The 13,492-nt window shown below is 54.6% G+C and carries 9 protein-coding genes; 4 read left to right on the forward strand and 5 right to left on the reverse strand.

Translation table 11 applies throughout. The features are described 5' to 3' along the window. Nucleotides 1-130: 130 nt before the first annotated feature. Both mgtE and ETA_RS19180 read right to left on the reverse strand, forming a co-directional pair. A complete protein-coding gene (gene mgtE / locus ETA_RS06295; RefSeq protein WP_012440793.1) occupies nucleotides 131-1,567 on the reverse strand; it encodes a magnesium transporter in 1,437 nt (478 codons plus the stop codon). Between the two features lie 118 nt (nucleotides 1,568-1,685). Continuing rightward, complete coding sequence (locus tag ETA_RS19180) at nucleotides 1,686-1,862, reverse strand: YfgG family protein (protein WP_071819164.1); 177 nt, start codon at nucleotides 1,860-1,862, stop codon at nucleotides 1,686-1,688. 317 nt (nucleotides 1,863-2,179) lie between these two features. Between ETA_RS19180 and ETA_RS06300 the strand changes: the two genes are divergently transcribed. Continuing rightward, complete coding sequence (locus ETA_RS06300; protein ID WP_012440794.1) at nucleotides 2,180-4,429, forward strand: sensor domain-containing phosphodiesterase; 2,250 nt, start codon at nucleotides 2,180-2,182, stop codon at nucleotides 4,427-4,429. On the opposite strand, the gene tehB is transcribed toward ETA_RS06300, so the two are convergent. The 3 genes from tehB to ppk1 form a co-directional block, all read right to left on the reverse strand. Further along, nucleotides 4,419-5,024: a tellurite resistance methyltransferase TehB gene (gene tehB, locus ETA_RS06305; protein ID WP_012440795.1), complete on the reverse strand. Its 606-nt coding sequence runs from the start codon at nucleotides 5,022-5,024 to the stop codon at nucleotides 4,419-4,421. The two genes, ETA_RS06300 and tehB, sit on opposite strands and share 11 nt — an antisense overlap. Before the next feature lie 111 nt (nucleotides 5,025-5,135). Next, complete coding sequence (gene ppx, locus ETA_RS06310; protein ID WP_012440796.1) at nucleotides 5,136-6,662, reverse strand: exopolyphosphatase; 1,527 nt, start codon at nucleotides 6,660-6,662, stop codon at nucleotides 5,136-5,138. 5 nt (nucleotides 6,663-6,667) lie between these two features. After that, nucleotides 6,668-8,728: a polyphosphate kinase 1 gene (ppk1, locus tag ETA_RS06315; RefSeq protein ID WP_012440797.1), complete on the reverse strand. Its 2,061-nt coding sequence runs from the start codon at nucleotides 8,726-8,728 to the stop codon at nucleotides 6,668-6,670. A 143-nt stretch (nucleotides 8,729-8,871) separates the two neighbouring features. On the opposite strand from ppk1, the gene ETA_RS06320 reads away from it, so the two are divergent. The 3 genes from ETA_RS06320 to pstB are packed head-to-tail and all read left to right on the forward strand — an operon-like array spanning nucleotide 8,872 to nucleotide 13,467. Continuing rightward, the gene (locus tag ETA_RS06320; protein ID WP_012440798.1) at nucleotides 8,872-11,028 is read left to right on the forward strand and encodes an ABC transporter permease subunit; all 2,157 of its coding nucleotides are present in this window, start codon (nucleotides 8,872-8,874) and stop codon (nucleotides 11,026-11,028) included. Continuing rightward, nucleotides 11,028-12,677 (forward strand): phosphate ABC transporter permease PstA, encoded by a 1,650-nt coding sequence (gene pstA, locus ETA_RS06325; RefSeq protein WP_012440799.1) that lies wholly within the window; start codon nucleotides 11,028-11,030, stop codon nucleotides 12,675-12,677. The genes ETA_RS06320 and pstA overlap by 1 nt, the downstream gene beginning before the upstream one ends. Nucleotides 12,678-12,690: 13 nt before the next feature. Beyond that, on the forward strand, nucleotides 12,691-13,467 hold the full coding sequence (pstB, locus tag ETA_RS06330) for a phosphate ABC transporter ATP-binding protein PstB (protein ID WP_012440800.1): 777 nt from the start codon (nucleotides 12,691-12,693) through the stop codon (nucleotides 13,465-13,467). Nucleotides 13,468-13,492: the final 25 nt, after the last annotated feature.

The raw sequence follows: 13,492 nt of genomic DNA on the forward strand, positions 1-13,492 counted from the left end.
GCCGCCGGGGTTAGGCCACCAGCAGAAAGGCCAGGTTAGACTAGAGGAGATGGAGGTAAAGGATCTGGGCGGCTTATCACAATAATCACCACCGGTGATTAATTTATGCCCGAAAGAGTCCCTGTCACCCTTAGTGAAGAAGAAAAATTGTCGCCAGCCCGAGGAAGATAAAGAAGCCGCCGGTATCGGTCAGAGCGGTGATCAATACGCTGGAGCCTACCGCCGGATCGCGTTTCAACTTAATCAGCAGCAGCGGGATCAATACGCCCATCAGCGCTGCCAGCAGCAGGTTAAGCAGCATCGCCAGCATCATTACGCCACCCAGTTCCGGGTTACCATACATCGCCCAGGTGATGCCTCCCATGACGCCGCCCCAGAATATGCCGTTGATCAGGGCAACGCCCAGTTCGCGCCCGACTAAAAAGGAGAAGTTGGCCGGTTCTACCTGATGAAGCGCCATTGCGCGCACGATCATCGTAATCGTCTGGTTGCCGGTGTTGCCACCAATTCCCGCAACGATCGGCATCAGCGTGGCCAGCGCCACCAGCTGTGAAATGGTGTTTTCAAACAGACCAATGACCCGCGAAGCAACGAAGGCGGTACACAGATTAATTGCCAGCCAGGCCCAGCGGTTTCGCACCGATTTTCTGATGGGTGCAAAAACATCCTCTTCGGGGTTCACACCCCCCATTTTTCGGATATTGCTGTCGTTCTCTTCACGCACCAGGTCGACCACATCATCAATGGTGACACGGCCCATCAGTTTCCCTCTGGCATCGATGACGGCCGCAGAAATCAGGTTATAACGCTCGAACGCCCCGGCAGCATCTTCAGCCTTATCATCGATAAGAAAGCTGGTTGGTCTGTTATTCATCACTTCGAACACCCGTTTTTCCGGCGTATTCAACAAAATATCCGTCAGCGGCAGCTCGCCCAGCAGCATATTGTTCTTATCGGTGATAAACAGTTTATCGGTGCCGTCTGGAATGGTTTTTTTGCGACGCAGGAAACGTTGTACGGTCGCTAACGTCACGTCGGCACGTACCGTGACCAGTTTGAAATCCATGATGCGGCCGACGCGGTCGCGATCAAAGTCCATGACCTCCAGTACGTTTGAACGCAGTGCCGGGTCGAGCGATGTCAGCAGTCGGCCCGTTAGATCGCGCGACAGATATTTGGCCAGGTAGGCCTGTTCGTCGATATCAAGGGGCTTGATAGCACGTAACAGGTCGCGGTCGCTCATCTCCTCAATCAGACTTTCCCAGACGTTTTCCGAGGCTTCGAGCAGTACATGACCACGTCGGTCGTTACCTATCAGCCGCCAGAGCGCCAGGCGTTCGTCTTCGGGCAATGCTTCCAGCAGGTCGGCGATATCAGCGGCGTGCAGCAGCGGTAATGTTTGCTTAATCTCCTCAACCTGCTGCTGATGAATGTCTGCTTCAGCAGGTGATTCACGCCGTGGACGCTCCAGAAGGGTATCGACAAGATCTTTATCAGATAGCAGCAGATTAAGAATGCGGCTACGGACTTCAGCCAATTGCTGGACATGAGAAGGGGCTAAAGGCATGCAATATCCTTTTGTCTGACGGAAATAAGAATTATATCTTAGCTGATTTCAGGCAGCAGCGTGTGGGCAAATGTCAGGAAAAACATTTGCTTCGCGAAGGGGGCGCCAATGATTACTTTTATTTAACAACGCTGACAGGCGTTTCCGATGAGAGTTTTTTTTGTTGGTGATGCTGAATTGCACCGGGAACAACATATATCAGCCGTGCCAGCAAAATGATAAAGCTGACAAGCAAAATAACGCGGGTGAGGTGACTGGTCTTGTTACGTTTTCTTAATAACATAGCGTTATTCACGCGGTGAATCCTGTAGTATGCCCAAGCGGGCGATGGAATATTGAGTCACAGTTGCCGGTAAAGGTCAATGATAAACAGCGCGCTTTCGAGCTAATTATTGGCGCCGCTCGAGGTTTTCTACGTCTTGACGCTACTATCAATATCGATGAAAATTTTTTAAGTATGCTTGACTGAATCATTGCTTTTAGCTGACTAAAGTGGTTCATATGATTTTAATCGGTTCAGCTTGCCATAAACACTTTTCATAAATATGCCATACAATAGTCGGCTATGATGTTGAAACGCTGCGAATAAAAATATTAAATAAAGACTAAACGATGAAAAAAACGAGAATGCTGGAAAAGTTTACCGCTCGCTGGTGGGGATTGCCGCTGCTGCTCGCGCTGGTGATGCTACCCGTCGCTTCTGCATTGTCGGTGCGCCTCTGGATTTCAGATGGCTATGTCTATCTGATCTATTTACCCATCGCCATGATGATCGCTATGCTGATGGTGTTTGACTGGCGAGCTTTTCCAGGCATTGCTGTTGCTCTCTGCTTCCACTATTTAGGACGCTACACCGTGCCGCAGGTGTTAGTGCTTGTGGGAATGTTCCTTGCCTCATTAGCTGCGGGCTGGTGGGGCTATCGTACGCAAATTAAAACTCGCTGGAGCGTCAGTCCGGGCGAGCTGAGTCAGGTCAGCATTCGTTTGATCTGGCTGGTGTTGGTGATATCTACCCTGTTTGTGATTTTAACCCAGCTGGTGCTTCCTATCGGAATACTGCCGCTTCATTATTCGGTTTTTGTCGACGATTCATTCTCGCTGCGCGCCTTACTTAACTATCAGTCGTTACTACTGGCATCCCTGGGTACCGTACCCCTGTTCTATTTTTCACTGCGCCTGCTGCGTAACCCGCGATTTATCATCATGTTAAAGAACCGCTGCCAACGCCAGATTTCTGCGGGCGTAACGTGGCGAGAATTTTTGCTGTGGCTGGTGTTACTGATGTCACTGCTGATCATGCTGACGCTATTTAGGGCCAATCAGGATAACCTGCTGACGACCGAGTACGGTCTGCCGCTTTTATTACCGCTGATGCTATGGGCCGCGCTGCGTTTTGGATATCTTTTTACCTCGCTGAGTTGGGGCATACTGCTGGTCGTGCTTTATCAGCTGCGTGACCGTTTTATGGATCTGACGGTAATGAAGCCCTACAATCTGCTGGTTATTTCCGCCTATCTGTTGGTTTTTACGCTGGTGATTTTGCTGATGTCAGCGATAAGCACACGCCAGCGCCAATTGCTGACGCGCGCAAAAGAACTGGCGCTGACCGATCCGATCATCGGGCTGCCGAATTTACGCGCCCTGAATAAGGATCTGGCATTCGTTTCATGCTCCTCACTTTGCTTTCTGCGCATTCCCGACCTTGACCGGTTAAGTCGCACCTACGGACTGCGGCTGCGTATCCAGTACAAGCGGAGTCTGGCTATTTATCTGCGGCCTAATCTGTTTGCCGGCGAGAGCATTTATCAGCTGCCTGGCTTTGACCTGGTCATTCGCCTGAATCATGCCGTTCTTCAGTCACGTATTGAAGAGCTGGAGGCGCGCATTAAAAGTTATCACCTGAGCTGGGATGGTCTGCCGATCCATCCCGATATTGGTCTTAGCTACTGTACGGTGAATACGCCGGTACTACACCTGTATGAGTTGTTGGGTGAAATGAGCGCGTTGGCAGAAACCTCACTGCGCAGTGGCCACGCGGTCAATCTGCAACAGTCGACCAACGTCACGGTACAGCGCCATATCACGGAAAAGCTGGCGATGCTGCATGATATTCAGTTCGCCTTGCAGAACGGCAGTTTTCAATTGATGTCGCAAAAAATTTGCGGGGTCCGTGGCGACGATTACTATGAAATTTTGCTGCGTATGGTGAATACGCAGGGGGAATATATTCAACCCGCCAGTTTCATACCGGTGGTGCAGGAGTTTGGACTGACCTGGGAAGTGGACCGCATGGTGCTGGAGCAGGCGTTGCGATTTATTCATCGCCACCGCGATCGGCTGCCTGGGATCCGCTTCGCGATCAATTTATTCGCCGCCACGCTGTGCCGACCGCAGCTAACGGAGGAGATTGCTTCCAGCCTTAAAACCCACGGTGTGGAGCCCTGGCAGCTGATCATTGAAGTGAAAGAGTCGCCCATGCTGAGCGACAACAGCTGGGGTAACCGCTCGTTGGCCCAGTTACGGAAATTGGGGTGTCGCGTGGCGATTGATGATTTCGGCACGGGCTATGCCAGCTATTCACGCCTGAAACGGGCGCAGGTCGACATGCTGAAAATAGACGGGAGCTTCGTGCGCAATATGCTGAATAATAGTCTGGACTACCAGATAATCGTGTCTATTTGCGCGGTGTCGCGACTGAAGCGGATGCAGATCGTCGCGGAGTTTGTGCAAACGGAAGAGGTCGCCGAGGAGCTGCGTAAGCTGGGTGTCGACTACCTGCAGGGAGAAATCGTCGGTATGCCAATACCGTTGCAGGATCTGGCCTCTGGAACCACAGAGGCTGATGAGGTTCTCAGGCCTTAACGCTGGCCTTCCGTGCCAGCAGGGTGGCAAAGCGCAACGGGACGGGCTGGCCGTTTTTATCGGTGCAATGTCGCTGCCCGACATTCTCATTGTATTTAACAATATGCCATTTGCGGTAGTAGTGACTCAGTTCGCCGGACCTGAAGGTAAACGAAAAGCTCTCGTGACAAGGATAGTCGCGGCTGTCCATGGCCGACACGATCAGGTTGTAGCCATCGCGCACCGTGCTGGCCTGCATATCGGCAATCAGTTGCGGCACGGTTGTCGGCTGTAGAAACATCATGACATCCGTAGACAGCACCAGATCATAAGCCCCGTTGAAACGTAGCCCGTTGAGATCGTGCAGCGCGCTATGCACCCCGGAAATATTCTCGGCAGTGACAATGGTATTGAGGCGGGCGAGTCTGGCCGCGTTATTATCCCAGGCCGTGACGTCGAAGCCTTGAGCATTTAGCCAGAGTGAGTTGCATCCGCCAGCACAACCAATGTCGAGCGCGCGGGTTCCCTCAATATGCGGTAGCGCCTCTGTTAATTCGGAGTGTGGCGTGCCGAGCGAGTATTTTGTGCAAAGGTCGTAAGCAGCAAGTGCGGTCATGAGCGTCAGTTTATGGTATCCAGTCATTTTCGCGCTGTGGCGACGGGATGAGCGACATATCACGTCGCCCCCCGCGGCCGCGGCGCGCGCGGTAGAATAATACGGGCCGGTTTACGCCTCTTCGCGAATGGTGAGTTGCCAGCCGGTCACGTCATTCCAGTAACTCTGCTCGCGCTCAATGTCCAGCTGGACCAGACTGTTCTGGCTGAAGTAATCACGCGGAAAAGTCAGAGTCCAGTTGCCCTCATCGGTATGCAGTTTCAGGTAGCCTGGCTTAGTGGTGGCCTGGCGCTGGTTGTTTAACAGCGTCGCCAGGCGCAGCAAAAACACCATCGGCAGCAGCTGTTTGCGTTTAAACAGCGTCAGGCGCGGCATATCTTCGACCTTAACCGCTTTACGATGATAGCGTACCAGCGTGGCCAGCAGCGTCTGCTGCTCCTGGTTGAACCCCGGCAAATTGGTGTTCTGTAGGATGTAGGCAGAGTGACGCTGCATACCACTATGATTAATGGTCAGCCCGACTTCATGCAGCATTGCCGCCCATTTTAGTAGCGCACACAGCTGCGGATTTGCCTGCTTCGCGTTTTGGTCGCGCCACTGTTCGTACAGCTGCTCGGTCGTTTCCAGCACGCGGCGTGCCTGGTCGCTATCGATAGCATAATGATCCGCCAGGCTGCGCGACGTGCGGCTGCGAATGTCCTGATGTCTGAAACGGCCTTCCATCTCATACAGCACGCCTTCGCGCAGCGCGCCGTCAGACAGGCGCAGTTCGCGGATGGCAAGGGCATCAAAAACGCCGCACAGGATCGCCAGGCCCGGCACAAACACGCGTTTGCGCTCTTCCGATAGCCCCGGCAGGCTAAGGGCATCAAAAGATTTGTGCTTGATGACTTCGTCCTGTAGAAGTTGCAGGCGCTCCGGGGTGATCAGCTTATCCTTCTCTCCCATTGCCTGTAGCACTTCGCAGGCCGCTTTGATGGTGCCGGAAGCACCTAACGCAAACTGCCAGCCTTTCAGACGGTACTGCCAGGCCAGCGTTTCCAGCTTTTGTACCGCGGCAAGCCGGGCGCGACAAAAATTCTCTTTGCTGATGCAGCCATCAGGGAAATAGAGATTGGCAAAACTGACGCAGCCCATGCGTCGGCTTTCAACCAGCTTAGGTTCGAAATCTTCGCCAATCACCAGTTCGGTGGAGCCACCGCCAATATCGATAACCAGCTTGCGCCCTTTTTCCGGCTGGGTGTGTTCCACGCCCATAAAGATCAGCCGCGCTTCTTCATTGCCTGAAATCACCTCGATAGGATAGGGGATCACCTCTGCCGCGCGCTGGAGAAACTCTTGTGCATTCACCGCCTGGCGCAAGGTGTGAGTACCGACGATGGTCACATTGGTCGCGTTAAAACCCTGTAAGCGCTCGGCGAAGAGCGCCAGGCAGCCGAGACCGCGTTGGATCGCGTCTTCGCTCAGGACATTATCATTGTCCAGTCCGTCCGCCAGATGTACACGCTGTTTAAGGCGTCCCAGTACCTGCATGGCTCCGTCTACCACGCGGGCAATCACCATGTGAAAACTGTTTGAACCCAGGTCAATAGCCGCGAATTCCTGCGGTTTGGCGATACTTTTAGGGGTAATTGGCATAATGGTTAGTCAGGCTGTTCAAGTAATTTAATGTATTCGTAGATCGCCAGCTGTGAACGAACCTTACGGCGATTACCGCGCGGAACATATCTGTTGCTCAGCTCTTTATCAACGAAGCGGGCCTTCAGCGTATCACTCATAAGAATGGCAATAATATCCAGGATGCGCTGCTTCAGAATGGGATCGAGTACGGCAACGGCGACTTCAATCCGGTAATCAATATTGCGCGTCATCCAGTCTGCTGAAGATAAGAATACCTTCTTATCTCCGGCGTTATCAAAAATATAAACGCGATCGTGCTCCAGATAGCGGTCAACGATGCTGATCACCCGGATATTATCACTGATCCCTTCCAGATTGGGTATTAATGAGCACATGCCGCGCACCACCAGTTCGACTTTGACGCCTACGCTGGAAGCGGTGTACAGGCGATCGACCAGACCTTTATCCACCAGGTTATTGATCTTCAAGGTTATCCCGGCAGGGATGCCCTGCTGCGCATTGGCTATTTCATTATCGATCAGCTGATACAGCATCTGCCGCGAATTCTGTGGCGATACCATAAGGTGCTCGAAAGTCACCGGTCGATACGGGTTTTCAATAAAGTTGAATACGCGTCGCACTTCATTGGTAATGCGCGCATCGGCGGTCAGCAGCGAGTAATCGGTGTAAAGCCGTGCGGTCTTTTCGTTAAAGTTACCGGTGCCGATATGCGCATAGCGGTTGATCTCCCCGTTTTCACGTCGTGAGATCAGGAACAGCTTGGCGTGAATTTTCAGCCCCGGAGCCGAGAAGATCACATGGACTCCGGCTTCGGTCAGACGCTTTGCCCAGTGAATATTGGCTTCTTCATCGAAACGAGCCTGAAGCTCCACGACCACCGTAACTTTTTTACCGTTGTAGGCGGCATGGATCATCGCGTCAATGATGCGCGAGTCTTTTGCAACGCGGTAAATGTTGATTTTGATTGCCAGCACCGCCGGGTCGAAAGAGGCCTGGCGCAGCAGTTCAAGCACATGTTCAAAAGTGTGATAGGGATAGTAGAGCAGCACATCGCGGTTACGGATAGCATCAAATCCATTACGAAAACGGTCGAACCAGATGTGGCGCAGCTGCGGCAGCGGTTTGTTCACCAGATTGGCTTTGCCAACGTTGGGGAAGCTAATAAAGTCTTTAAAGTTATGATAACGTCCGCCGGGCACAATCGAGTCGTAATTGGATATATTCAGCTTGTTGCGCAGCAGCTCCACCATGGCATCCGGCATATCACGCTGATAGACAAAGCGCACCGGCTCAGCCGTCAGGCGCTGCTTCAGGCTTGATGACATCAGTTCCAGCAGGCTGGATTCCATCTCTGTGACCAGGTCATATTCCGCGTCGCGCGTCATCTTCATTGAATAGGCGTTAAGCGCGTCATAATCAAAAAAGCCGCGAAAAATATCACCCAGGCAGTAACGCAAAATATTATCCAGCAGGATCATCGGCTTTCTGCGGCGCGGCGTTTCAGGGGGCAGATTGACGAAACGCGGCACTTTATCCGACGGGATCTCCAGCAGCGCGTAGCTTATCTCTTCTCCGCGGATGATCTCTACCGCCAGATAAGTGTAGTCATCCTTAAGAAACTCAATTAAATCCGTGTCGTGGTTTATCAGGATCGGCGTAATGTGCTGGCGTAAATGATGTTTGAAGTAGTGGCGCAGCCAGCTTTGCTGATTCGGTGAAAGCTGACGTTCATTGATCAGGAAGATCTGATTACGTGCCATCTCCAGCAGCAGGTCGTTGTAGAGGCTGTCGAACTCCTGATCGGCCTTCAGTACCCGCGCCTGAATTTTTTTTAGCAGGTGACGCGGCGTGCCGGGAATACCCTGTTCTTCACCGATAAGAATTCGGCGCTTAAGGTCAGCAAAGCGAACTTTGTAAAACTCTTCTAAATTATTGGAATAAATGCCAAGAAAGCGCATACGTTCAATCAGCGGGTTAGTCTTGTCTGCCGCCTCTTGCAAAACGCGTTCATTAAAGGATAACCAACTTAACTCTTTTTCAATATACAACTTTTCCTGACCCATTTTTACTCCGTTCGCTGCTTCAGGATAAAGGTAGCCATTATCCTGAAACATTATGGCGACAGTATGGCAGCATTGTCCAACGCCCGGTGAATGTTGATTGTCTTATTAATCACAGACGGGCAACATAACGGTTTTGAACTAACATGGAAAGCCACTCTGACATGACCGACCGCCCAATCCCCGTTCACGACAACGCCGGGCATCGCCGCTTTATTGAAAGGCTGACGCGGCGCGTGGTGACCGCGTGTGGGATGGCCATCTTACTGGTCATGATGCTGCTGCTTTTCTGGCTGATTTGGGTCGTGGTGCCGCTGTTTATCGCCCCGGGCTTTCAGGCAGAAAGCCCGATCGCGCTGCGGCAAAGCAATGAGGCGGTAGCCCTGGGGATGGATCGGCAGCAGAAGTGGGGCTGGCGTATTGATCATCAGGGCAGTGGGCGTTTTATTCCGCTCAATGCTGAACCGACTTCCCCGGCCTTGATGCTACTGCCCGGTCGTATCCGGGCCAGTGCCAGCATGGACAATCACAGCGTGCTGCTGCTGTCAGATCGCGGCACGATGGTGCTGGTGCAACCCGATTTTACCTCTGGCGCAAATCCACGCTGGACATTTCCTCTTGGCGATACGCCGCTTTCAAGCGGTGAAGATAACGTCCGGCATTTTGCTCTCGCACAGAGCGCTGAGGATAGCTGGCAGGTAGCACTGGCCACGCCCAGTCATGTTGTCCTGCGGCGTTTGCAGGCGCAGCGACAGCCTGCGGTAACCTACCGGCTGAATATCAGCGGCGTCGAGCGTCTTTTGCTCGCGCCCGACGGCAGTAAGCTGTATACGCTGTCCGGCACGCAGCTACAGGTGTGGATCGTCGGCAGCGGTGAACCCCGGCTGCGCGAGTCTCTGACGCTGGCGCAAAAGCCCACGGATATAAGGCTGTTAAGTGGCGGGACTTCACTGTTGATTGCGGACGAGCGGGGCATAGGGCAGTGGTTTGATATCGCCAGCGGCCGGGGGCCACAGCTGCGCTTTATTCGCCATTTCGTCGACGCGCAGTGGCAACCGCTGATGGTGACTGAGCCTTATCGTCGCGTCTTTGCCACCCTGAGTCCGCAGGGCGAACTCCGGCTGTTTGCCAGCAAGCAGCAGGGGGCCATCCTTAGCCGTCAGCTGCCGCCCGGTGCACAGATGGCGCAGTTCGCTCCCGAAGGCGATGGGCTGTTAGTGGAGCGCGCCGGCACCTGGCAACACTATCGCCTGAGCAATCCCTGGCCAGACGTCAGCTGGCGCAGCCTGTGGCACAAAGTCTGGTATGAAAACTACCCTGAACCTGATTATGTCTGGCAGTCGACCTCGGCCAATGATGATTACCAGGGAAAATATAGCCTGGTGCCGATGGTGGTGGGAACGTTAAAAGCGGCGGGCCTGGCAATGCTATTTGCCACGCCGTTGGCGCTGGCCGCCGCTATCTATACCGCGTGGTTTATGACGCCGGGCCTCAGACGCTGGGTGAAACCCGCTATTGAAATGATGGGGGCGCTGCCGGGTGTGGTCATTGGGCTGGTTGCAGGGCTGTGGCTTGCCCCCAGGGTGGCCGACCGCCTGCTCGGCGTTCTGCTATTGCCGCTGATCCTCGCGGCAATGCTGCTGTTGTGCAGTTGGGCGGTGCAAAAATTACCGTCCAGGTGGCAAAAGCGCTGGCGCACGGAAGGAAAGGAAGTGCTGCTGCTGATGCCGTTATTACTGTTAAGCGCCGCGTTTGCCCTGTGGGCAATCCCGCTGCTGGAGCAGGCACTTTGGGGGCAGGGGCTGGCGGAACGTTTAAGTGCCGATTATCAGCAGCGCAATCTGCTGGTGGCGGGGGTGGCGATGGGGATCGCCCTGGTCCCATTGATATTTACCCTTTCTGAGGATGCCATTTTCAGCGTGCCCGCTTCACTCGGACAAGGTTCAATGGCGCTGGGTGCCACCCCCTGGCAGACGCTGGCGCGAGTGGTTCTCCCCGCTGCATCATCCGGTATTTTTGCGGCTCTGATGATTGGATTTGGTCGGGCGATAGGAGAAACGATGATTGTGCTGATGGCTACCGGAAATACCCCTGAAACCGACGGCGGACTGTTCGCAGGCTTGCGCTCGCTGGCGGCCAATGTTGCGGTAGAAATGCCGGAAGCGGCGGCAGGAAGCGCTCACTATCGTGTGCTGTTCTTATCGGCGCTGGTGCTGCTGGTATTTACACTGGTGGTCAATACCCTTGCTGAACTGGTGCGCCAGCGCCTGCGGCAGCGTTACCGACAGTGGGAGATACAGTGATGAACGATGCGGCTGCGGGTAATAACCGCTGGCGCTGGCTAACCGCCGGAGCGGTGTCCGTTAGCCTGCTGGCTTTTCTGCTGCTTATCGCGCTGCTTGCCTGGCAGGGATTACGCTATTTCTGGCCGCAGCCTCTGGTGCTTTTCACCCTAAATGCGCCGGCTGGGCAGGTGCAGATGCTGGGTGAGGTGACCTCAATGCAACAGGTGTCGCGCCAGCAGCTACAGGATAGCGGCCAGCCGCATCCGGAAAATCTGCCGGAAAGCGTCACGCGCTATCTGATTAAAACCGGTAACCGCGATGCCGATAGCGCGGATTTTCGCCCGCTGCTTGCCAGCGACATCCTGCGCCAGGAAACGCCCGTGCAGGCCATCGTGCTGCAACGGCGCTCCGGCGGCAATGCCTACGGCTGGTTCGAGGGACTGCTGGAAGACCAGCACCCGCTGACCGCACAAAATCTTTTTCAGACTTTGCAGCAGCGTTTGATACAGACTCATGAGATCCTTGATGAGGCGGAGACTCTGCGTCGGGTGACGCTGGCGCGACTCAATGCGCAGATTGGTGAGCTTGAACAAACAAGACGGCAGCAACGCATTCATCAGCGCTATACGCCGGAATCCCAGTCTGCGTATGAATCGGACCGCGCCGAGCTGCTGCGACAGTTTACGAACCAGTCGTCTGTCCTGGCGACGTTGGATCAGGAGAGTCGCAGTACCGTTTTGATACTGCGCGATGCTGGCGGCGTCAGGCACGAAATCCCGCTGGCGCAGATCGCCGCCGCCTGGCAGCCAAATGCCATGACCACCGGGATGAAATGGCGGCATTTTGGTCACCAGCTGTGGCTTTTTGTCAGTGACTCCGGAGACGGTAATCTTGGTGAGGGCGGCGTATTCCCGGCGATTTTCGGCACCATCCTGATGGTTCTACTGATGTCCGTGGTGGTGATGCCGTTAGGCGTGGTGGCGGCAATCTGGCTGCACGAATATGCCGGAAATAACGGGTTGACCCGTCTGGTGCGCATCGCGGTCGTTAACCTCGCGGGCGTTCCCTCCATTGTCTATGGCGTATTTGGTCTCGGTTTCTTTGTCTGGCTGGTGGGCGGCAGCATTGACCGCCTGTTTTTCTCCGCCACGCTGCCCAATCCCACCTTTGGCACGCCCGGCCTGCTTTGGGCTTCATTGACGCTGGCACTGCTCACCCTGCCGGTCGTGATTGTTGCCACCGAAGAAGGGCTGTCGCGCATTCCCCCCTCGCTACGTCAGGGGTCGCTGGCATTGGGGGCGACCCAGGCGGAAACCCTGTGGCATATTACGCTGCCGCTGGCCGCGCCCGCCATGCTGACCGGTCTGATCCTGGCGGTAGCGCGCGCCGCCGGAGAAACGGCACCGCTGATGCTGGTGGGCGTGGTCAAAAAGGTGCCGGAACTGCCGGTCGATGCGCTGTTCCCTTACCTGCATCTCGACCGTAAGTTTATGCACCTCGGGTTTCAGATTTACGATCTGGCTTTCCAGAGCCCTAATGCCGAAGCCGATCGCCCGCTGGTTTTTGCCACAGCGCTGCTGCTGGTATTACTGATATTGGCTTTAAATCTGATGGCGATGATATTGCGCCATCGTCTGCGCGAGCGCTACCGTGCGCTGATGCATTAACTCGGAACTCTTTATGGCAATCACTATTGATGATGCGGATACCGCGCTGGAACTGGATAATCTGAGCTTGTGGTATGGCGAGAAACAGGCGCTTAATGAGATCAGCCTGCGGGTGCCCGCCCATCGTATCACCGCGCTCATCGGCCCTTCGGGCTGCGGCAAGTCGACCTTGCTACGCTGCTTTAACCGCATGAATGATGCCATCGAAAGCTGCCGTATCAGCGGGGATATCCGTCTGCAACAGCACTCGATTCAGGCAGCCGGACAGGATCTCTGCGCGCTGCGCCGCCGGGTTGGCATGGTCTTTCAGCGGCCCAATCCCTTTGCTAAATCCATTTATGACAACGTGGTGTACGGCCTGCGTTTACAGGGGGTTCGCGACAGGCGCGTGCTGGATGAAGCCGTAGAGCGTGCGCTGCGTGCTGCGGCTCTCTGGGCAGAGGTAAAGGATAACCTGTGGCAGAATGCCCTGACGCTCTCCAGCGGGCAGCAGCAGCGTCTGGTCATTGCCCGTGCCATTGCCATAGAGCCGGAGATTTTGCTGCTGGACGAACCCACTTCGGCCCTCGATCCTATTTCAACGCTGGTGATTGAAGAACTGATGACCACGCTGAAACAGCATTTCACCCTGATTCTGGTGACGCACAACATGCAGCAGGCGGCGCGTGTATCCGACTATACCGCGTTTATGCATCAGGGGAGCGTGGTGGAGTTTGGTTTGACCGATACGCTGTTTACCACGCCGCGCCAGCGGCGTACCGAAGATTATATTACCGGAAGGTATGGCTGAAGTGGGCCGACGTGAAGTTCAACCC

The sequence above is a fragment of the Erwinia tasmaniensis Et1/99 genome (assembly GCF_000026185.1).
Taxonomy (GTDB): domain Bacteria; phylum Pseudomonadota; class Gammaproteobacteria; order Enterobacterales; family Enterobacteriaceae; genus Erwinia; species Erwinia tasmaniensis.